Source organism: Mesorhizobium sp. M0960 (genome assembly GCF_040319055.1).
Lineage (GTDB): Bacteria > Pseudomonadota > Alphaproteobacteria > Rhizobiales > Rhizobiaceae > Mesorhizobium.
In genome coordinates this window covers 25,300-45,955 of the sequence record NZ_JAMYNN010000027.1, presented here as the reverse complement: position 1 = coordinate 45,955, position 20,656 = coordinate 25,300, and the positions used below count along the sequence as shown (strand labels likewise).

The following is a 20,656-nucleotide window of genomic DNA, read 5'->3' as shown; positions in this document are numbered from 1 at the left end:
CCCCTGTGTCACTCGCCTTTGGCCAGATATTTTTCCAGCCAGTGGATGTCGTAGTCGCCATTGGCGATGTCGGCGTTGCCGACGAGGTCGCGAAACAGCGGCAGCGTGGTCTTGATGCCGTCGACCACGAATTCATCGAGCGCGCGTCGCAGCCGCATCATGCACTCGACGCGGTTGCGGCCGTGCACGATCAGCTTGCCGATCAGGCTGTCGTAGTAGGGCGGGATCTTGTAGCCGGAATAGACGCCGGAATCGACGCGGATGCCGAGGCCGCCTGGCGTGTGGAAGTGGGTGATGGTGCCCGGCGAGGGGGTGAAGGTGCGCGGATCCTCGGCATTGATGCGGCATTCGATAGCATGGCCGTGGAAGCGGATATCTTCCTGGCGCACCGAAAGCCCGCCGCCCGAGGCGACGCGGATCTGCTCGTGCACGAGGTCGATGCCGGTAATCGCCTCGGTCACCGGATGTTCGACCTGCAGGCGCGTGTTCATCTCGATGAAATAGAACTCGCCGTTCTCATAAAGGAATTCGATGGTGCCGGCGCCGGAATAGCCGAGATCGGCGATCGCCTTGGCGCAGACTCCGCCAATATGTGCGCGCTCCTCGGCATTGAGCGCCGGCGAGGGCGCTTCTTCCCAGACCTTCTGGTGGCGGCGCTGCAGCGAGCAGTCGCGCTCGCCGAAATGCACGCCGCGCCCGGCGCCGTCGCCGAACACCTGCACTTCGATATGGCGCGGCTTCTGCAGATACTTCTCGATATAGACGGCGTCGTCGCCGAAGGCGGCGCCCGCCTCCGAGCGTGCCGTCTGCAGCGCCACCTCGAGGTCGGCCTCGCTATGCGCCACTTTCATGCCGCGCCCGCCGCCGCCGGCCGACGCCTTGATGATCACGGGGTAGCCGATCTCGGCGGCAATGCGCTTGGCCTCCTTTTCCTCGGTGACCGCGCCGTCGGAGCCGGGTACCACGGGAATGCCGAGGCGCTTTGCGGTGCGCTTGGCCTCGATCTTGTCGCCCATGATGCGGATATGGTCGCCGGTCGGGCCGATGAAGGTGATGTTGTGCGCGGCGAGGATGTCGGCGAACTTGGCATTCTCCGACAAAAAACCGTAGCCGGGATGCACCGCGTCGGCGCCGGTGATCTCGCAGGCGGCGACGATCTGGTGGATGTTGAGATAGGAGTCGCGCGACGGCGGCGGGCCGATGCAGACGCTCTCGTCGGCGAGACGCACATGCATGGCGTCGGCGTCGGCGGTCGAATGCACCACCACCGTCTGGATGCCAAGCTCCTTGCAGGCGCGCAGCACCCTGAGGGCAATTTCGCCGCGATTGGCGATGAGGATTTTCTGGAACATCTTTCGCCTGTTCCCGGCTCTACTCGATCACGACGAGCGGCATGCCGTATTCGACCGGCTGCGCATCTTCGAACAGGATCGCCGTCACCATGCCGGCGCGCGGCGAGGGGATCTGGTTCATCGTCTTCATCGCCTCGATGATCAGCAGCGTCTGGCCTTCCTTGACCTTCTGGCCGATTTCGATGAACGGCTTGGCGTCGGGCGACGGTGCCAGATAGGCGGTGCCGACCATTGGCGAGGCGACGGCGTTCTTCGACACGTCGGGCGTCGCCGGCGCGGCCGCTGCCGCAGGCTGCGCTGCTGCCGGGGCATAGGCTGGCGGCGCTGCGGCGATCGCATGGACGGCCGGCGCCTGCCGCGAGACGCGCACCTTCAGATCGCCCAGCTCGACCTCGATCTCAGTGAGGTTGGTGTCGTTCAGTATGCCCGCCAGGTCGCGGATCAGCTGCTGGTCAACACCGTTCTTCTTTATCGACATTTTCGAGCCTTCTGTTTGTTGGCCGGTCATAGGCGTGCAGCCAGCGCCTGCAGCGCCAGCGTGTAGCCGAGCGGCCCGAACCCGCAGATCATGCCGACAGCGACCGGCGCGACCATGGAGACGTGGCGGAATGGTTCCCGCGCGTGGATGTTGGAGAGATGCACCTCAGCGACCGGCAGCGGCGCGACGGCGCGGATGGCATCGTGAATGGCGATCGAGGTGTGGCCGTAGGCGCCTGGATTGATGACGATTGCGGCGGCCTTCTCGGCGGCCTCGTGGATCCAGTCGACGAGGTCGCCCTCATGGTTCGACTGGCGGAAATCGATCTCCAGCCCAAGTGCGGCACCCGCCTGCTTGCAGTCGTCGGCGATCGCCGCAAGCGTCTTGCCGCCATAGATGCCCGGCTCGCGCTTGCCGAGCGCGTTGAGATTAGGGCCGTTCAGGACGAAAACCGTTTTCAAAAAATGCCGACCTTTCCCGGCGCGGCTAAGCCGGCGCGCCGGACCCTCTATAATGGGCATAGACGCTGGCGAAAAGAGCGCAAGTGCGTTCTTTCGCCGTCCACAACAGCCGGAAAACGGCCCGCGCCGGAAACCCGCAGCCTGATCGAAACCCGAACGCTAATCAGAGTGCGGCCTTCGCCGCCTCGATCTTTTCGGCCAGCACTTCCTGGCCGAGCGCGCCGAACACAACCTCGTTGCCGACGACATAGGACGGCGTTCCGGTGATGGCGAGCTTGGTGGCAAGATCATAGGTCTTGGAGAAGGCCTCGGTGATGCTCGGGTCCTTCATCTTTTCGCGCAGCGCCGCCTCGTCGGCGCCGAGCGACAGCGCCACCTTGATTGCCGCCGCCTCGGTGGCGCGCCCCTGGCCGCCGAGCAGCGCGTTGTGGAATTCGCCGTATTTCTCCGGCTTCATCAAGTGGAAGGCCATCGAGACGACGCTCGCCTTCTGCGAATCAGGGCCGAGGATCGGGAATTCCTTGAGCACGAAACGCAGGTCCGGATCGGCCTTGGTCAGCGCGCGCATGTCATCGATGGCGCGTTTGCAGTAACCGCAATTGTAATCGTAGAACTCGACGATGGTGACCTTGCCGTTCGGATTGCCGACAACGCCGTCGAAGGCGGAGTTGAAAATCTGGTCCTTGGCGTCTTTGATGACGCCGAGACTGGCGACGCGCTGTTCTTCCTTCTGCTTGGCCTCGAGCGCCTGCTGGGCTTCCAGAAGCACTTCCGGGTTCTTCAGCAGATAGTCGCGGACGATGCCTTCGACTTCGGTGCGGTCGAGCTTGGTTTCCGAGGACGCCGTCTGGACAAGCTGCGCCGTGCCGGCCGTCGCCGTCTGCGGATTTCCGGCGACGAAGCCGAACGCCAGCATGGCGAGGGCGGCTGCCACTCCGGTAGTGCCCAGCAGAATTGCCTTGGTCATGATCCTCGATCCTCTTGCCTGTGTTCGGGTCCGCTCGGTTCGGCTGTGTCGCAGCGTGCGTCCGAAAGGTTCACTTCTTCTTACCTGATGGTGCGTAGTTTATAATGTCCTGCGCGCGAAGCCAGCCCGGCTCGCCCCGCTTCATGCTCTGCTGCGCCCGCATGGCGAAGATCTTCGCATTCTTGTAGTCGCCGGAATAGAAATGCCCTTCGGCGGTCGCAAGCTCGGCGGCCGGGATGTTGCCGAGTTCCCCATAGGCCTGTGCCAGATAGCGGTATCCGGCGGCGTTTTCGCGATCCCGCCCGAGGCCCGTGTTGATCTGCGCCACCGCCTTCTTCAGCGAATCCGGCGTGCCGATAGCCATCAGCGCCTGGCCGTAAGAGACCGGCAGCAGCCCGGACCGTGCCGGATCGAGGCTGACCGACCTGGCATAGGCGTCCGCCGCATCCTTCGGCCTGTTCGCCTTCATCAGGATGTCGCCGCGCAATTCCTGGAAATAGGGATTTTTCGGCTGTTCCTTGATCAGTGCGCTGGTCTTGGTGAGCGCCGAGGCCAGATTGCCGAAGAGATAGGTCATCTGCGCGTCGCCATAGCGCGAGGCGAGGCTGCCGGGGTTCTTGCGCATCAATCGCGACGCGGCGGCCTGTCCTTGCATATAGGCGGCGATCTTGATGCGCATCATGTCGTGGCGCTGCTGCAGTGTCGGTGGGTCGACCTTGTCGAGGTAAGGGCTCTGCTTCACCAGCACTTCGAGATTGGCGATACGCTCCTGCGGCATCGGATGGCTGATCTTGTAGGGATCGACTTGGGCGCCCGAGAGCGACAATGCGTTCTGGAAACGGCTGAACGTCTTCAGCATGCCCATGCCGGACTGGCCGGTAGCATTGAGATAAGCGATTGCCGAGCGGTCGGCGGTCATCTCTTCGGTGCGCTGATAGGCGAGGATACTGCGTTGCGCCATCTCGCCGCCGCCGGCCATCACGCCCATGCCGGCCCCAGCGAGGCCGCGGCTATTGCTGGTGGCGCCGGCCACCATGGCGCCGGCGCCAAGCAGCGTCGCCAGGATTGCCATCGTCTTGGCGCGCTCGAGCTGTTCGCGCAACTTTTGCTGGTGTCCGCCGGCGATATGGCCGGCCTCGTGGGCGATGACCCCGATGATCTCGTTGGGCGTTTCGGCTGTCATCAGCGCGCCGGTGTTGATGAACATGCGGCGGCCAGCAACAAAGGCGTTGAAGCTCTGGTCGTTGACCAGCACGATGTTGATGGCGTCGCCCGATAAGCCGGCCGCTTTGAAGATCGGCCGTGCGTAATCCCGCACCAGCGCCTCGATCTCGGCATCGCGCACCACCGGCACATTCTGCGCAAACGCGTTGACCGAGCCAGCCATGGCTAGCACCGCGGCAAGCGAAAGCGTCGCGAAGGCGCGCGCTGTCCTGGCGATCGTCGATCTGGGTCGGCTTAACATGGCAGGTCCACTGGTAGACGAGCGGGCGAAGGATGAAAAGTCGGCACCTTAAACTTACCGAACTTGTGATCCCCACATCAATCGGGCATTTGTGCGGCGCGGCCTGCATGGCCGGCACGTGCGGACAAGTGTGGTGGATTGAAAAATGGTTGTTTCGCTTTCGCGCCGCGGCGCCGTCGAGCCGTTCCACGCCATGGACATCCTGGCCGAGGCGAATCGGCTGAAGGCCAAGGGCGTGCCGGTCGTTTCCATGGCAGTCGGCCAGCCGTCCGACCCGGCACCGGCCGGGGTTCGCGAAGCGGCGGCGAGCGCCTTGAAAGCAGGCCGCATCGGCTATACCGACGCGCTGGGCCTCGCCGGCCTGCGCAAGGCAATCGCGGCCCATTATGGCGAGCATTACGGGCTTGACGTGCCGCCCGAGCGGGTAGCCGTTACTACCGGATCGTCGGCTGCCTTCAACCTTGCCTTCCTGGCGATGTTCGATCCGGGCGACCGCGTCGCCATCGCCGCGCCGGGCTATCCGGCCTATCGCAACATCATGGCTGCGCTCGGCATCGACATCGCCGAAATCGAGCTCGACGGCGCCGCCTATCTTCATGCCGAGCACCTGAAAGCCGCGCACCGCGAAAAACCGCTGAAGGGCGTGCTGTTCGCCAGCCCGGCCAATCCGACCGGCGCGGTCATTCCCGCCGGCGATCTCGAGGCGCTGGTCGAGACGGCGCGCGAGCTTGGCATCGCCGTGATCTCAGACGAGATCTACCACCGGCTGGCCTATGCGGCCCCCGACACGACGGCGCTGTCTTTCGGCGCGGACGTGACGGTGATCAATTCCTTCTCGAAATATTATTGCATGACCGGCTGGCGCATCGGCTGGATGGTGCTGCCGCAGGATTTGGTGCGGCCGATCGAGCGCATCGCCCAGAGCCTCTACATCTCGCCGCCCGAACTGTCCCAGATTGCCGCGATCGAAGCGTTCAAGGCGACAGAAGAGCTGGAGGCGGTGAAGGCGCGTTACGCCTGGAACCGCGAGCTCTTGATGCAACGCCTGCCGGACCTCGGCTTTGCGCTTGCTGCGCCCATGGACGGCGCCTTCTACGCCTTCTGCGACGTCACCCGGCACACCAATGACAGCATGGCGTTTGCGCGCAGGATGCTTGCCGAGGCGCATGTGGCGGCGACGCCCGGCCGCGATTTCGATCCGCTGCAGGGCCATCGCACGATGCGCTTTTCCTACGCCGGCAGCCACGACGACATGGTCGAGGCGATGGCGCGTATCGAACGCTGGCTGAAGTAGCGGGGACGACGATGCCGGAGCTTGAACAGGCGCCGCAACGCGGACAGGCGCCCCAACTTGGACAGGCGCCCCAGCTTGAACAGGCACTGCGCGAGGTTGCCGCCGAAATGGCGGAGCGTGCCGATCGCGGCGACGTTGCCAGCTATATTCCGCAGCTGAGCAAGATCGACCCGAAAAAATTCGGCATTGCCGCGGTGACCAATGACGGCCGCGTGCTGACCGCGGGCGACGCCGACGAGGCATTTTCGATCCAGAGCATCTCAAAGGTATTCACGCTGACGCTGGCGCTCGGCAATGTCGGCGACGCGCTATGGCAACGGGTCGGACGCGAACCGTCGGGCAATCCGTTCAACTCGATCGTCCAGCTCGAGCATGAGAACGGCATTCCGCGCAATCCGTTCATCAATGCCGGCGCCATCGTCGTTTCAGACATCCTGCTTGCCGGCCATCAGCCGCGCGAGGCGATCGGCGAGATCCTGCGCTTCATCCAGTTCCTGGCCGATGACGACACGATCATCATCGATCGCGAGGTCGCGGCGTCCGAACGTGCCACCGGCTTTCGCAATTTTGCGCTTGCCAATTACATGAAATCGTTCGGTAATCTCAATCACGCGCCGGAACTGGCGCTGGGCGTTTATTTCCACCATTGCGCGATCGCCATGAGCTGCCGGCAACTCGCCCTGGCCGGGCGCTTTCTCGCCAATGGCGGCAACAATCCGGCGACCGGGCATTCCGTCGTCTCGGCCGAGCGCGCCCGCCGGATCGGCGCGATGATGCTGACCTGCGGCCATTATGACGGCTCCGGCGACTTCGCTTTCCGTGTCGGCATTCCCGGCAAGAGCGGCGTTGGCGGCGGCATATTGGGGATCGTGCCGGGCGTCGCCTCGCTTGCGGTGTGGTCGCCTGGCCTCAATGCCAATGGCAATTCCAGGCTGGGCTCGATCGCGCTGGAGAAACTGGCGAAGATGATGAACTGGTCGATCTTCGCGCCATAGTGCCTGTCGCCTGGAATTGGCACGAAGAAATCCCGCGCAGCCAGTCGGCAGCGCGGGATTCTTTTAATCAGAAAGTCTGGCTAATACACGGAAAAGCTTAGAAAAAGCCCTTCCGCTGCCACCAGCCGGCACGCTTCGGCTTGTCCTCGGCCTTTGCTTCCTCGGTCTTTGCCTCGTCGGGGACGATCGAGGAGACGACCGGCACGACCGGAGCATCCACCGGTGCGGGTTTGCGCCGCGACGGCCGGGCTTTCGGCGTTTCCTTGCCAGCCGCCACTTCGGTCTCCTGCCGAACCGGCGCAGCGGTCTCGCCGGAAGCCACCGCCGCGGCTTCGGCGGCCGATGTCTCGGCGCCCGCAATCTCGGCAACTGCTTCCGCCGCGGCCTTCTTCGGCTTGGCGGCACGGCGCGGCTTCTTCGGCTTTTCGGCGCTCGGCGTGTCGTCGTTCGCCGGAGCACGCACCGCAAGCTCTTCGGCAGGCGGCGCACCTTCCGGCTCGCCAGTCACCGGCTCTGCTTCCGATACGGCACCTTCTGTCATGCCGGCCGGCTCGCCGGCGCTGGCTTCGACGCCGTCCTCACCGTCTTCACGGCGATTGCGCTTGCCGCCGCGCTTGCCGCGCCGGCGCTTCTTGCCGTGACCGTCGTCCGCCGCTTCCGCAGTTTCGGCAACCCCGGCCGGCGCTTCACGTTCCGCTTCGGCGCCTTGATCGCCGGCGGCTACGAGGGCGTCGTCCGTCGGCGCCGAAACGGAAGCACCTTCCCCGGCAGCGGCCTGTTCACGATCCCCGTGTTCACGATCCCCGTGTTCGCGATCCCCGTGTTCGCGATCCTTGCCGCCGCGCCGTCTGCGGCGCTTGCGGCGCTTGCGATCGCGGCCTTCGCCGTCCTCGCCGGACCTTGGCTGCTGCGGCTGCTGGGCAGGGCGTGGCTGCTCAGCCTGCACCGGTGCCTCCGCTTCCTCCTCGATGACGATCTCGTCCTCGGGTTCTTCCGGCTCGACATAGGCCGGGAACGTGCGGGCCTCGACAAAGCCTTCCGGCTTTTCGGCCAGCGCGCCGCGGAAGATGGCATAGTGTTGTGCACCGACCGTGTCATCGGCTTCGATGGTGATGGTCACGCCGAAGCGGTGCTCGAATTCCACCAGCGTGCCGCGCTTGTGATTGAGCACATAGAGCGCGGTCGCTGCCGGCGTCCGCACCGTGATGTGGCTGCGCGAATCCTTGAGCAGGAATTCCTCGATCGCACGCACCACCATCAGCGCAACCGACGAATCGGAGCGCACATGGCCGGTGCCGCCGCAATGCGGGCAAGGCTTCATCGTCGATTCCAGAACGCTGGCACGGATGCGCTGGCGCGACATCTCCATCAGCCCGAAATGCGAGATGCGGCCGACCTGGATGCGGGCGCGGTCGTTCTTGAGGTGATCCTTCAGCCGCTTCTCGACGGAGCGGTTGTTGCGGTTCTCCTCCATGTCGATGAAGTCGATGACGATCAGGCCGGCGAGATCGCGTAGCCTCAATTGCCGGGCGACTTCCTCGGCGGCTTCCAGATTGGTGTGAAGCGCGGTGTCCTCGATCGAGTGCTCCTTGGTGGAACGGCCCGAATTGACGTCGATGGCGACCAGCGCTTCCGTCTGGTTGATGATGATGTAGCCGCCGCTCTTCAGCGTCACCTGCGGCTGCAGCATGCGGTCGAGCTGTGCTTCGATGCCGTTGCGCACAAAGATCGGCGTCGTGTCGCGGAACGGCTGTACCACCTTGGCGTGGCTCGGCATCAGCATGCGCATGAAATCCTTGGCCTCGCGGTAGCCTTCTTCGCCGGAAACCAGGATCTCGTCGATATCCTTGTTGTAGAGGTCGCGCACCGACCGCTTGATCAGGCTGCCTTCCTCATAAACCAGGGCAGGGGCCGTGGATTGAAGCGTCAGATTGCGGACATTTTCCCAAAGCCGCATCAAATATTCGTAGTCGCGCTTGATCTCTGCCTTGGTGCGGCTTTCGCCGGCCGTACGCAGGATGACGCCCATGCCTTGCGGCACTTCGAGATCGGCGACCACTTCCTTCAGCCGCTTGCGGTCCTGCGCATTGGTGATCTTGCGCGAAATGCCGCCGCCGCGCGCCGTGTTCGGCATCAGCACCGAATAGCGGCCGGCCAGCGACAGGTAGGTGGTCAGCGCTGCACCCTTGTTGCCGCGCTCTTCCTTGACGACCTGCACCAGCAGGATCTGCCGGCGCTTGATCACTTCCTGGATCTTGTACTGGCGGCGCACCGGCTTGCGGCGGTTGCGCACTTCTTCCAGCGCGTCTTCGGCGCCGACCGATTCGACCTCGTGATCGTCCGAATGCGAGGATTGCACCTCCTCCAGCATGCCGCGATCATTGTCTTCGGACGTCGCTTCGCCGCTCGTCTCGGCCCCGCCTGTCTCGACCTCCCTTGTCTCTACTTGCGGGACGGCTTCCGAGATTACGTCGGCGTCGACGCTGGCAGCGATGGAACTGGATCCGCCTTCGGACGGCTCGGTCTCGCCGCTATCGGCGACTTCATCACTCTGTCCGGCGGCATCCTCGCTCTGTCCGACAGTATCGGACATGGTGTCGCCGCCGTCGGCAGCGGCATCCAGGTTCTCTGCGACGGCATCTTCGCCGCTCTCGCCATTCTCACCGTCGGACGCGCCTGCCTCGCGCCTGTGCTCGCCGCGGTCGCGGCTCTTGCCGCCACGCCGGCGTCCGCGCTTGCCGCGGTCGCGGCTCTGGCGGTCGTCGCCCTCGGCGGCTTCCTCGTCCTCTTCGTCCTGGGCTTCCTGTGCTTCCGCACGCAGCAGCGCCTGACGGTCGGCGACCGGAATCTGGTAATAGTCGGGGTGTATTTCACTGAAGGCGAGGAAACCGTGACGGTTGCCGCCATATTCGACGAAGGCTGCCTGGAGGGAAGGTTCGACGCGCGTTACGCGGGCGAGATAGATGTTTCCTTTGAGCTGCTTCTTGTCCTGGGATTCAAAGTCGAATTCTTCAATACGGTTACCGCGAACGACGACAACGCGTGTTTCCTCCGGGTGGGAGGCGTCTATCAGCATTTTGTTGGGCATTATTTCGTTTCCCCCCGGCAGCCGTCGGCCGCAGCTTGCGGGGCAATGCCCGCTGCCGTGGACCTGGAACATGGGTGCCGGACAATTGAACGTCCGCCGGCCGCTGCCTGAGCGCCATGGCGGTGCCGCCCGCAGCCGTAGTGGCGCGGTTTGTTGCGGACCTTTCCATGATTGCGCTTGAAGCCATCGTAACCAGCAGAACCTTTTGAACCAAAGCCCGGGAAAAACCGGACCAGCTTGTTTGCTCATACAGAGCCGGCGCGGGACAATCCCGGCCGTTTTGCTCACGCAGGCGATTCCCCCGCCACGGGAGCACGCCTGCGAAAATCGTCGCGATCACCGATGCCTTCTTCGCCTGAAGCGAAAGGAGCCGTCTTGCGTCTGACCTGTAGCAGGAAGCTGCGGAGGAGGACGGTTCCAGGATTGCAGTGATCCACCATCGCTTTTATGATTTGGCGGGTTGGAAGGCAACCCCGATTCCCGACGCCGGCAAAAAGCCGTTCCGCAACGGAAGCCCAGGTTCCAAGCCTTCCATGAAAAGGCTTGGTTAACCTTCTCTGGATACCAATCGTTAATCGAGTTCGCGGCCTGCCGGAACTTTGACAAGCAATAGGGCACTTTGACGAACGATCGGGCATGACGCCAAACAGGAGCGACTGGTAGAAAGATGGGACTGGCAGGCTTCGCAGACAAGGGCCGTCATCATGGAGGCTGGTTGTTCCGCACCGCCTGCCTGCTGCCGCTGATCCTGGCTTGCCTAGTCTTTCCGCCACTTTCGCGTGCTGCCGACGTACCGATCGGCGCCACAAGCTACAAGATGGCCGGCGATGCCACCAAGATGCGCATCGTCATCAATTTCGACCGCGATCCCGACATCAAATGGTTCCTGCTGCGCGGCCCCAATCGTCTGGTCATCGATCTGCCGGCCACGAGATTCGCCCTAAATGCCAAGGATGTGAAGCCGCGCGGCCTTGTCCGCGCCGTGCGTTACGGCGGACTCGGCGAGGGAAAATCGCGGCTGATTCTCACCGGCAAGGGACCGTTCGCCGTCGACAATCTCGACGTGCTGAAGAACGATGACGGCAACGGCTACCGCATCGCCATCGACATGTCGGCGGCGTCGCAGCGGGAATTCGATGCAGCGCTCGCCAATCAGGCGCTGACCACCGGCTCGACAGTCTCTGCCGACAAGGCCGGCAGGGTCGGTACCGGGCCGGTCTCCAATCCGGGCCATCGTTTCACCGTCGTCGTCGATCCCGGCCACGGCGGCATCGACGGTGGTGCGGAGGGCCTGAACGGCACTGTCGAGAAGAACGTGACGCTCGGCTTTGCCATGGAACTGCGCGACAAGCTCGCCGCCAGCGGCAAATATGACGTGTTCCTGACGCGCGAAACGGACGAGTTCCTGCGGCTCGACGATCGCGTGCGCATTGCTCGCCAGCATGAGGCCGACCTGCTCATCTCGATCCATGCCGACACGATCAGCCTCAGGGGCATTCGCGGCGCAACCGTCTACACCGTGTCCGACAAGGCTTCAGATCCCGAGGCACAGGCGCTTGCCGACCGTGAAAATCTTTCCGACCAGTTCGCCGGCATGGAGATCAAGGACGACAGCAAGGAAGTGACCGATATCCTGATCGACCTGATCCGCCGCGAGACGCATAATTTTTCGATGAGCTTCGCGCACACTCTTGTCGGCCAGCTTTCCACCAGCGTCGGCCTGATCAACAACCCGCAGCGTTCTGCCGGCTTCAAGGTGCTGAAGGCGCCGGACGTTCCGTCCGTGCTGGTCGAACTCGGCTATCTGTCGAACGCCAAGGACGAAGCGCAGTTGCTCAGCGCCGATTGGCGCAACAAGGCGACCCAAAGCATAACCAACGCCGTTGCACTGTTTGCTTCGGCCAAGAGCGGAACGGGGGCCGGAGGCTGAAATGCCCGCCGGCGCCCACAACCTGAGGCAGCGTTGCACGGCGACAACACCCTGTGCTTTTATTTCCGGCATTCGAAACCGAAATTCCACGCTGCCGTATTTTGCCCACATGGTCGCGACATGGCTTTTGCGATTACGGGTTGGGATCGTCCCGAAAGCTTGCGTGAAGGGCGGCTTCGTTTAGGAAATTCCCGAACCAAGGACTGGAGCGGGTATGATTCGTCTCATTGGCTATTTCTTCGGCATCGGCACGACGCTGGCCCTTTTGGTCGCGGCGGGCGTGGCGATCTATATCGGCCATTTGTCGAAGGACCTGCCCGATTACGAGGTGCTGGCCAAATACGAGCCGCCGGTGACGACCCGCATCCACGCGTCGGATGGCGCGCTGATGGCCGAATATGCGCGTGAGCGGCGGCTTTATCTGCCGATTCAGGCGATCCCGGATCGAGTCAAGGCGGCCTTCCTGTCGGCCGAGGACAAGAACTTTTACAATCATCCCGGCATCGACGTGACCGGCCTTGGCCGCGCCATTGTCGTCAACCTGCAGAATCTTGGCTCGGGCAAGCGCCAGGTCGGCGCCTCGACCATCACCCAGCAGGTGGCGAAGAACTTCCTGTTGTCTTCAGACCAGACCTACGAGCGCAAGATCAAGGAGATGATCCTCGCCTTCCGCATCGAGCAGGCCTATTCCAAGGATCGCATTCTCGAGCTCTATCTCAACGAGATTTTCTTCGGTTTCGGTGCCTATGGCGTCGCCGGTGCTGCGCTCACCTATTTCGACAAATCGGTGAACGAACTCACTGTGGCCGAGGCTGCCTATCTTGCCTCTCTGCCGAAGGGGCCGAACAACTACCATCCCTTCAAGCATGCCGATCGCGCCTTGGAGCGCCGCAACTGGGTCATCGACCAGATGGTCGAGAACGGTTACGTCACCCATGAAGAAGGCGAGAAGGCCAAGGCCGAGCCGCTCGGCGTCACGCCGCGCCGCACCGGCAACTATCTCTTCGCCGGGGAATATTTCACCGAGGAAGTGCGTCGCCAGATCATCGCGCGCTACGGCGAGAATGCGCTCTACGAGGGCGGCCTTTCCGTCCGTACCACGCTCGATCCGAAGATGCAGTTGATTGCCCGCAAGGCCATGCAGAACGGTCTCATGAAGTTCGATACGCTGCGCGGCTACCGCGGGCCGGTCACGAGCATCGATGTTTCCGGCGACTGGGGCGTGCCGCTGGGCAACGTCAAGCGACTGGAGGACGTGCCGGAATGGTCGCTTGCCGTCGTGCTCGATAGCTCGGCCACCGGCCTGTCCATCGGCCTGGAGCCGACGCGCCAGATCTCCGGCGAAATCGTCAAGGACCGCCTCGAAGGCACGGTCAGCAAGGAAGACATGAGCTTCGCCATGCGCCACGTGGTCGACGGCAAAACCGTCAAGGCGAAGTCGCCGGCCGACGTGCTGAAGCCGGGCGACGTGATTTTCGTGCAGAGGAACGACGGCTCGGACAACAGCTACAGCTTGCGCCAGGTTCCCGAAGTGGAAGGCGGCCTGATCGCCATGGATCCGCATACCGGACGCGTCCTGGCCATGGTCGGCGGTTTCTCCTATGCGCAGTCGGAGTTCAACCGGGCGACGCAGGCCATGCGCCAGCCGGGGTCGTCGTTCAAGCCGATCGTTTATTCGGCCGCCCTCGACAATGGCTATACGCCCGCCTCTGTGATCATGGACGGGCCGATCACCATCCAGAGCGGCAACACGACCTGGACGCCCAAGAATTACGACGGAACGGTGGCCGGTCCGGCGACCTTGCGCTCCGGCATCGAGAAATCGCGCAATCTGATGACGGTGCGGCTTGCCAACGACATGGGCATGAAACTGGTCGTGGAGTATGCCGAGCGTTTCGGCGTCTACGACCATCTCGCGCCGTATCTGCCGATGGCGCTGGGTTCCGGCGAGACGACGGTGATGCGCATGGTATCGGCCTATTCGATCATGGCCAATGGCGGCAAGTCGATCAAGCCGTCGCTGATCGACCGCATCCAGGACCGCTACGGCAAGACCGTCTTTAGGCAGGACGAACGCGGCTGCTCAAACTGCAACGCCGCAGAATGGCAGAACCAGCCAGAGCCGGAGTTGGTCGACAATTCCGAGCAGGTGCTCGATCCGATGACCGCCTACCAGATCACATCGATGATGGAGGGCGTCGTTCAACGCGGTACCGGCGCCACCATCAACGAACTCGGCCGTCACATCGCCGGCAAGACCGGAACGACCAACGACGAAAAGGATGCCTGGTTCATCGGCTATACGCCGAACCTCGTTGTCGGCCTTTATATGGGCTACGATCAGCCGAAAGGTCTTGGCAAGGGCGCGACCGGCGGCGGCCTTGCCGCGCCGATCTTCAAGGATTTCATGCGCGTAGCGCTGGACGGCACGCCCAATGTCGACTTCAAGGTTCCCGAAGGCATGAAGCTGATTGCGATCAATCGCAAGACCGGCATGCGGGCCAACGAGGGTGACGCCGGAACCATCATCGAAGCCTTCAAGCCGGGTACCGGTCCCGCCGACAGCTATTGGGTGATCGGCATGGGTGCGGACGGCTCCAACGCCACCGGCGGGGCGCTGTCGCCGCAGGCCAACCAGGCTATCCAGTCGGGCGGCGGCGGGCTCTACTGACAATCGTTACATCCGGTCGGGCCGGCTTGACGATCATGGTCGAGCCGGCCCATCCCGCTTTACAGGGGCCGGTGCTTTACAGGGGACATTGCCGTCCCTATGTATCGCGCCACCAAACCGCCATTCAGCAACAGGACAGAACAGCCAGCCATGCGCGCGGAAACGCAAAATATTGTCGACGAGATCAGGCAGGCGATCACCCTGCTGAGGAGGCATCTTTGACTGGGACCAGGCCATAAAGCGGCTTGAGTACCTGAATGTCCGCGCCGAGGATTCGAGCCTCTGGAACGAGCCGTTGGAGGCGCAAAAGCTGATGCGCGAGCGTCAGGGCCTCGAGGAAGGCATTGCCGCGGTCAAAGGCCTCACCCAGGCTCTGGAAGACAATATCGGCCTGATCGAGCTTGGCGAGGAAGAGGGCGACGAGGGCGTCGTCGCGGAGGCCGAGGCGGCGATCCGCTCGATGCGCGGCGAGGCCAAGGCGCGCCAGATCGAAACGCTGCTGTCGGGCGAGGCGGACGCCAACGATAGCTATCTGGAAGTCCATGCCGGCGCCGGCGGCACCGAAAGCCAGGACTGGGCCTCGATGCTTCTGCGCATGTATACGCGCTGGGCCGAGCGCCGCCGCTTCAAGGTCGAGGTGCTGGAAGTGCATGACGGCGAAGAGGCCGGCATCAAGTCAGCCACGCTGCTGATCAAGGGCCACAACGCCTATGGCTGGCTGAAGACGGAATCCGGCGTGCATCGTCTCGTGCGTATTTCGCCCTATGACAGCAATGCGCGCCGCCACACCTCCTTCGCCAGCGTCTGGGTCTATCCCGTCATCGACGATACGATCGACATCGACGTTTCCGAATCTGACGTCCGTATCGACACGTATCGTTCTTCGGGATCGGGCGGCCAGCATGTCAACACCACCGATTCGGCGGTCCGCATCACCCATCTCGCCACCGGCATCGCGGTTGCCTGCCAGGCGGAGCGCTCCCAGCACAAGAACAAGGCCAAGGCCTGGGAAATGCTGCGCTCGCGGCTTTACGAGGAAGAGCTGAAGAAACGCGAAGCGGTGGCGAACGCCACCGAAGCGTCGAAGAGCGATATTGGCTGGGGCCACCAGATACGGTCCTACGTGCTGCAACCCTATCAGCTGGTGAAAGATCTGCGCACCGGCGTCGAGAGCACCAGCCCGTCGAGCGTGCTCGACGGCGACCTCGACGATTTCATGGAGGCCTCGCTGTCGCAGCGCATCGAGGGTGGCGCCGGAGAAACCGTGGCCGACATCGACTGAAGGCGGGCACCAACCCGGCAATTTCAGTCCATCACGCGAGAGTTACGGCCACGGCGCGAGAGTGACGAGTTCTCAACTTGAACTTACCTGTCGTTCTACAACTTTGTTTTTCATCGGAATTTCCAAAATCGATTTCCGCTTTTGACGCGAATGCTTCGAGCCTGCCGGTGCCGAGCCCGGAACCACTGCGAGCCGAATTCCGTTATTGGCAGCCCTCGCTGCCGGGGGTGATCGTACCAGTCTCGTCAACCCGGCCGGCAGGCTGGTTCCGGCCGCAGAGGTCGGCGTTCGGTTTGCGACAGCAATTCCTTGCGCCGACCAAGGAATCAGCCCAGCATCCAAGCGCTGGGGAGGAAAAAAGCATTTATGGCCGGGCGCGGCGTATCTGCGACCTGACGATCCGGCCACTGGGAAGACACGTTCTGGGAACGGGCAAGCGAGATGCTTGACAACCGTTGATAGGAACTGCGCCCATGCCTGCTCTTACAACCAGACCGGCCCATGCCGTTCACACGGCGCGCCGATTTCTGAATTCCCTTGTCGCGGCAGTGGTTTTGATAGCTGCCGCGATGCCATTCGCGGCGCCTGCTCTGGCGCATGATGCCAAGCCGACGGCGGCGATGCCGCAAGGCTGGAGCTATCCGTTCTCCTGCTGCTCGGGCTATGACTGCCGCGAGGTTGCGCCGATATCTATCGGCGAGCGCCCCGAAGGCTATGTCATCAAGGGGACAGGCGAAGTCGTGGCCTATAGCGACAAGCGCATCAAGAATTCGCCCGACGGCGCATATCACTGGTGCTCGGTCGCCGGCGCCAATGACGGAAAGACCATCTGTCTGTTCGTGCCGCCATCGTCCTATTGATGCATGTCGCCCCAAAAGCTTGCCCTTGGGCTTGACCCGAGGGTGTGCAGGGTTGTTGGGATGGACACGCCCTCGATTGGGTTACAACACTTTTGAAACTGCGCATCGCAGGCCCACAGGTCTGCTGACGGGGAGTTGTCAGGAGCGTTTCTTTATGGTGCCTTGCCGTGGGGGCGGCGGGCATTGTGAGGGACTGGTTCATGACCATCAAGGCAAGCTGCCACTGCAAGGCGACGACGTTCGAGGTTTCGCAAGCGCCGCAGACTGTGACGCGATGCACCTGTTCCTTCTGTTCGAAACGCGGTTCGTTGTGGGCCTATTACACCCCATCGCAATTCAGGCTTACCAGCCCGCCGGAGAATGTTTCGTTCTACCAGTGGGGATCGAAAACCATAAAACACGGTTTTTGCGCCACCTGCGGCTGCGGCACCTTCACCGAGACGCCGGACTGGTCGACAGGCGAGCCGAATTTCGACAATCCGAAGATCAGTGTGAATTCGCGGCTGTTCGACGATTTCGATCTCGACAAGGTCGAAGTGGTGGTCATCGACGGCAAGAATCTCTGGTAGCCGGTCGAACTGCGGTGGTCGCGCGAGCCGCTGCAGGGGTGTGGAATTGAGCCGGGGAAAGCCGCGGCAGCGGCTTTTGCTGGTCCGCTTTTCGCCGCATTTCATGTTACAAGTCGCTGGAAGGGCTGATGCGGTGCGCCGTTGCGCGGCCGTGGAATGGAGAGGGACCACCATATGAAAAAGATTGTGCTCGCCGTCGTGGCGACGGCTGTGCTTGTGAGCGCATGCACCACCGATCCCTACACCGGGGAGCAGAAGGTTTCCAACACCGCTGCCGGCGCCGGTCTGGGAGCGCTGGCGGGTGCCGGGCTTGGTATGCTTGCCGGCGGCAACGACCGCCGCAACGCGCTGATCGGCGCGGGCATCGGTGCGCTTGCCGGCGGCGCCATCGGCGCCACCATGGACCAGAACGAGGCCGAACTGCGCCGGCAGCTTGAGGGCACCGGCGTCAGCGTCACCCGCACCGGCGACCAGATCATCCTCAACATGCCGTCCGACATCACCTTCAACGTCGACCAGGATGCGGTGAAGGCTGGTTTCTATCCGGTGCTGAATTCGGTTGCCCTTGTGCTGAAAAAGTTCCGGCAGACCACCGTCGACGTGTTCGGCCACACCGACTCGACCGGCGGCGACGAGCACAATTTCGACCTGTCGCAGCGCCGCGCTTTGGCGGTCGCCAACTATCTATCGGGACAGGGCGTCGATTCCCGCCGCTTCGCCGTCACCGGCTTCGGCAAGACGCGTCCGATCGCCTCCAACGCGACCGCTGCCGGCCGGGCTCAGAACCGCCGCGTCGAGATCCAGCTGTCGCCGCTCACCTGATGCAAGCGCATGAACCGAGAGCGGCCCCGTACGGGCCGCTCTAATGGTTATGCCGGACCGCCGGCCGCCGGCGCGCTGCGTTTGTGATATCAGGACCGGGCCGGCTGATCGACAATCGCGGCAACGATCCGGCGCACGATCGGAAGCACAATCAGCAGGCTGGGAAACGCAACAAGCCATGAAGCGCCCCATGCATAGCTCCAGGCCGCAATAAACCCGTCCGTCCAGCCTGCGCCGATTGCCGTCGAAACCGCCGAGACAATCGAGGACATCAGAATCGAAAGAACCAACGGCATCACCACCGCGCCGTAGGAGGGCGGCAGCTTTCTCAATTTGAAGGCTCGGTCCGGTGATGCTTGCATCGAAATCTCCTAATCAGAAAGTGTGCGTAAGCGTTATTGTGAGGACGATCAGGCGGCATGTGCCACCGGCAGCGCCAATTCCCGAATGAAGCTTCGCAGCGAACGCGGCTCGCGGCCAAGCGCGGCGCGCAACGCCAGGCTGTTCCCGCCGAGGCCGTATTTGGCGTAGTGGCTGTGTACTTTGGCCAGCATCTGCAACTGCCGGTCGGTATAGGGAAGGCGGGCTTTCGCCGCCCAGTCCTGAAATGTCGGCTCGCCTGCTGAAACCGGCCGGCCAAGCGCCTCGCTCATCATGGCAACGACCTCTTCGCGGCTGTGCATACCGTCGGCGCACAGCTCGAGGGTCGCATAGGACAAACGCGTTTCGGTCAGTGCGATCGCTGCCACTTCAGCCACGTCGCGATAGTCGACGCGGGCCAGCTTCGCCGTCTTTGGAAACGGCTCGGCGAAAACGCCATGCTCGACGACGGACGGCCAGGCCGCCGCGATATTTTGCATGAAATTGGCCGGGTGCAGAATGGTGTATTCCATGTTCGTCGAATAGAGGGCGGCTTCGACCGGTACCTTGCTTGCGTGGTTCTCCAGCCTCGTGTTGGTGGGCTGGATCACCGATGAGAAGACGAATTTCCGAACGCCTGCACGCGCCGCTGCCTCAACCATGGCAACCCCCATGGCGGCTTCGTCGGGAGCAAAGGCCGGTCCGATGTGGAAGACACCGTCGACACCTTCGACGGCCTGTTCAACGCTTTGATGGTTGCGCAGATCCCCGATCGCGATCTCGGTTGCGCCGGCTTTCCGGGCTTTTTCGGCAGCCGCGGCGTCACGAACAAGCGCTCTAACCCTGGCATTGCGGCGGGCGAGTTCAGGCACCACCAAACCGGCAACGCGGCCTGCGGCGCCTACGACCAGGACGGTTGGACTGGGTGTTCGCATGACGATCTCCTTCCCTCGAGTCTGCCTTTCGGCCTGTGCAGGGAAGATAAAATCTAGCGAACTGCGTTACAATTGATCGATGTGGCGATAGTTTATCCGGATTTTCGGGAGAAATACGCGATGAGCCGGATAGATGATTTCGAAGCCTTCATTGCCATTGTCGAGCATGGCAGCCTGACGGCTGCCGCACGCCGGCTGAACCGCTCACTGCAGTCGGTCAGTCGGTCTTTGGCGACATTGGAGGAATCCATCGGGGTCGAGCTTCTGCACAGGACGACGCGCCGCTCGACGCCGAGCGAAGCCGGTGCGGCCTTTTTCCAACGCATCAAGCCCGCCATCGAGGAAATAAACGAAGCCAGGCTTCAGGCGGCCAACCGACGATCCGAGCCGTCCGGCATCCTGCGTGTGAGTGCCCCGGTTCTGTTCGGCCCGGATTTCCTGATGCCGGTCATCGCCGACTATATGCGGACATATCCCCAGGTTGAGGTTGACCTCCAGCTTTCCGATGAATTTGTCGATCTGGATGCCGTGGGTCTCGATCTGGCGGTCCGGATCGGCGATTTGCCGGATTCCAGTCTACGGGCGAAGCGGCTGGGGGCGTTGCGGCGCGTCGTGTTCGGCGCACCTGCCTACTTTCGACAACGCGGCCGACCGGCCCATCCGCTCGAATTGCGTGAGCATGAATGCATCGTACGAACCGTTGACGGCCGCCCGGGCGAATGGATGTTTCAGATTGAAGGCAAGCCCCGGCCGGTGAAGGTCGCGGGCACCTTCCGGTCGAATTTGATGATATCGATCTATGCAGCCGCGGTTCACGGATTGGGTTTGGGCTACTCCCCGCTTTGGCAGGTAAAACACCTGGTGGACGATGGCCGCCTGGAGCTGGTTCTGACCGAATTCGAGCCGGTGCCGGTGCCGATACATGCCGTGTGGCCGGAAGGCAGGTCGTCCTCGGCCAAAGTACGCGCTTTTCTGGACCTGTTGGCATCTCGCCTGGAGCTCAGGAACCTTTAGGGCCCAAACCAAACTGAGCGCCGATCTTACCTCATCGATATCAAGTTCGTGATCAGAACTGCCTTGACGGCGTCGAGTGCTGGTTGATGGACCTCCAAATGACCGATGTCCTT

Annotated in this window: 17 protein-coding genes; 9 read left to right on the top strand and 8 right to left on the bottom strand. The window is 62.8% G+C overall.

Going from position 1 to position 20,656, the window contains the following annotated elements:
- Positions 1–8: 8 nt before the first annotated feature.
- The 5 genes from accC to NKH63_RS29140 form a co-directional block, all read right to left on the bottom strand.
- Positions 9–1,352, bottom strand: a complete 1,344-nt coding sequence (gene accC / locus NKH63_RS29160) for an acetyl-CoA carboxylase biotin carboxylase subunit (protein WP_352484553.1) — start codon at positions 1,350–1,352, stop codon at positions 9–11.
- Between the two features lie 19 nt (positions 1,353–1,371).
- A complete protein-coding gene (accB, locus tag NKH63_RS29155; protein ID WP_023717477.1) occupies positions 1,372–1,830 on the bottom strand; it encodes an acetyl-CoA carboxylase biotin carboxyl carrier protein in 459 nt (152 codons plus the stop codon).
- A gap of 26 nt (positions 1,831–1,856) precedes the next feature.
- Entirely contained in the window at positions 1,857–2,291 is a 435-nt protein-coding gene (gene aroQ / locus NKH63_RS29150; protein ID WP_352484554.1) for a type II 3-dehydroquinate dehydratase, read from the bottom strand.
- Between the two features lie 163 nt (positions 2,292–2,454).
- On the bottom strand, positions 2,455–3,258 hold the full coding sequence (locus NKH63_RS29145; protein WP_352484555.1) for a DsbA family protein: 804 nt from the start codon (positions 3,256–3,258) through the stop codon (positions 2,455–2,457).
- Positions 3,259–3,328: 70 nt separating this feature from the next.
- Positions 3,329–4,723 (bottom strand): M48 family metalloprotease, encoded by a 1,395-nt coding sequence (locus NKH63_RS29140; RefSeq protein ID WP_352484556.1) that lies wholly within the window; start codon positions 4,721–4,723, stop codon positions 3,329–3,331.
- A 145-nt stretch (positions 4,724–4,868) separates the two neighbouring features.
- On the opposite strand from NKH63_RS29140, the gene NKH63_RS29135 reads away from it, so the two are divergent.
- Both NKH63_RS29135 and NKH63_RS29130 read left to right on the top strand, forming a co-directional pair.
- On the top strand, positions 4,869–6,017 hold the full coding sequence (locus tag NKH63_RS29135) for a pyridoxal phosphate-dependent aminotransferase (RefSeq protein ID WP_352484557.1): 1,149 nt from the start codon (positions 4,869–4,871) through the stop codon (positions 6,015–6,017).
- Between the two features lie 11 nt (positions 6,018–6,028).
- Positions 6,029–7,012, top strand: coding sequence for a glutaminase (locus NKH63_RS29130; protein WP_352484558.1), 984 nt, complete (start codon positions 6,029–6,031; stop codon positions 7,010–7,012).
- Positions 7,013–7,109: 97 nt separating this feature from the next.
- On the opposite strand, the gene NKH63_RS29125 is transcribed toward NKH63_RS29130, so the two are convergent.
- Positions 7,110–10,100 carry an Rne/Rng family ribonuclease gene (locus tag NKH63_RS29125; protein ID WP_352484559.1) on the bottom strand — a complete coding sequence of 997 codons (2,991 nt, stop codon included), beginning with the start codon at positions 10,098–10,100 and terminating at the stop codon, positions 7,110–7,112.
- Positions 10,101–10,767: 667 nt separating this feature from the next.
- Here NKH63_RS29125 and NKH63_RS29120 point away from each other — a divergent pair.
- From NKH63_RS29120 to NKH63_RS29095, 6 genes are all read left to right on the top strand, one after another.
- On the top strand, positions 10,768–12,030 hold the full coding sequence (locus NKH63_RS29120; protein WP_352484560.1) for an N-acetylmuramoyl-L-alanine amidase: 1,263 nt from the start codon (positions 10,768–10,770) through the stop codon (positions 12,028–12,030).
- Positions 12,031–12,244: 214 nt separating this feature from the next.
- Positions 12,245–14,701, top strand: coding sequence for a penicillin-binding protein 1A (locus NKH63_RS29115; RefSeq protein WP_352919935.1), 2,457 nt, complete (start codon positions 12,245–12,247; stop codon positions 14,699–14,701).
- A 150-nt stretch (positions 14,702–14,851) separates the two neighbouring features.
- Positions 14,852–15,983 (top strand): peptide chain release factor 2 gene (gene prfB, locus NKH63_RS29110; protein ID WP_156948021.1). Its coding sequence is split into 2 segments (ribosomal slippage): positions 14,852–14,917 and positions 14,919–15,983, totalling 1,131 coding nucleotides; the frame shifts between segments, so codons are not numbered across the junction.
- A 473-nt stretch (positions 15,984–16,456) separates the two neighbouring features.
- Positions 16,457–16,843: a hypothetical protein gene (locus NKH63_RS29105; protein WP_023717488.1), complete on the top strand. Its 387-nt coding sequence runs from the start codon at positions 16,457–16,459 to the stop codon at positions 16,841–16,843.
- Positions 16,844–17,043: 200 nt separating this feature from the next.
- Positions 17,044–17,412, top strand: coding sequence for a GFA family protein (locus NKH63_RS29100; protein WP_023679923.1), 369 nt, complete (start codon positions 17,044–17,046; stop codon positions 17,410–17,412).
- A 174-nt stretch (positions 17,413–17,586) separates the two neighbouring features.
- On the top strand, positions 17,587–18,234 hold the full coding sequence (locus NKH63_RS29095; protein WP_023717490.1) for a YiaD family glycine zipper/OmpA-like lipoprotein: 648 nt from the start codon (positions 17,587–17,589) through the stop codon (positions 18,232–18,234).
- Positions 18,235–18,323: 89 nt separating this feature from the next.
- On the opposite strand, the gene NKH63_RS29090 is transcribed toward NKH63_RS29095, so the two are convergent.
- Complete coding sequence (locus NKH63_RS29090; protein WP_023717491.1) at positions 18,324–18,596, bottom strand: DUF2798 domain-containing protein; 273 nt, start codon at positions 18,594–18,596, stop codon at positions 18,324–18,326.
- A gap of 48 nt (positions 18,597–18,644) precedes the next feature.
- Positions 18,645–19,529 (bottom strand): NmrA family NAD(P)-binding protein, encoded by an 885-nt coding sequence (locus NKH63_RS29085; RefSeq protein WP_352484562.1) that lies wholly within the window; start codon positions 19,527–19,529, stop codon positions 18,645–18,647.
- An 81-nt stretch (positions 19,530–19,610) separates the two neighbouring features.
- On the opposite strand from NKH63_RS29085, the gene NKH63_RS29080 reads away from it, so the two are divergent.
- A complete protein-coding gene (locus tag NKH63_RS29080) occupies positions 19,611–20,543 on the top strand; it encodes a LysR family transcriptional regulator (RefSeq protein WP_352484578.1) in 933 nt (310 codons plus the stop codon).
- Positions 20,544–20,656: the final 113 nt, after the last annotated feature.

Coding starts and splice junctions, on each gene's coding strand:
- accC (WP_352484553.1), bottom strand. CDS start 1,352: ATGTTCCAGAAAATCCTCATCGCCAATCGCGGCGAAATTGCCCTCAGG.
- accB (WP_023717477.1), bottom strand. CDS start 1,830: ATGTCGATAAAGAAGAACGGTGTTGACCAGCAGCTGATCCGCGACCTG.
- NKH63_RS29145 (WP_352484555.1), bottom strand. CDS start 3,258: ATGACCAAGGCAATTCTGCTGGGCACTACCGGAGTGGCAGCCGCCCTC.
- NKH63_RS29140 (WP_352484556.1), bottom strand. CDS start 4,723: ATGTTAAGCCGACCCAGATCGACGATCGCCAGGACAGCGCGCGCCTTC.
- NKH63_RS29135 (WP_352484557.1), top strand. CDS start 4,869: ATGGTTGTTTCGCTTTCGCGCCGCGGCGCCGTCGAGCCGTTCCACGCC.
- NKH63_RS29130 (WP_352484558.1), top strand. CDS start 6,029: ATGCCGGAGCTTGAACAGGCGCCGCAACGCGGACAGGCGCCCCAACTT.
- NKH63_RS29125 (WP_352484559.1), bottom strand. CDS start 10,100: ATGCCCAACAAAATGCTGATAGACGCCTCCCACCCGGAGGAAACACGC.
- NKH63_RS29120 (WP_352484560.1), top strand. CDS start 10,768: ATGGGACTGGCAGGCTTCGCAGACAAGGGCCGTCATCATGGAGGCTGG.
- NKH63_RS29115 (WP_352919935.1), top strand. CDS start 12,245: ATGATTCGTCTCATTGGCTATTTCTTCGGCATCGGCACGACGCTGGCC.
- NKH63_RS29105 (WP_023717488.1), top strand. CDS start 16,457: ATGCCTGCTCTTACAACCAGACCGGCCCATGCCGTTCACACGGCGCGC.
- NKH63_RS29100 (WP_023679923.1), top strand. CDS start 17,044: ATGACCATCAAGGCAAGCTGCCACTGCAAGGCGACGACGTTCGAGGTT.
- NKH63_RS29095 (WP_023717490.1), top strand. CDS start 17,587: ATGAAAAAGATTGTGCTCGCCGTCGTGGCGACGGCTGTGCTTGTGAGC.
- NKH63_RS29090 (WP_023717491.1), bottom strand. CDS start 18,596: ATGCAAGCATCACCGGACCGAGCCTTCAAATTGAGAAAGCTGCCGCCC.
- NKH63_RS29085 (WP_352484562.1), bottom strand. CDS start 19,529: ATGCGAACACCCAGTCCAACCGTCCTGGTCGTAGGCGCCGCAGGCCGC.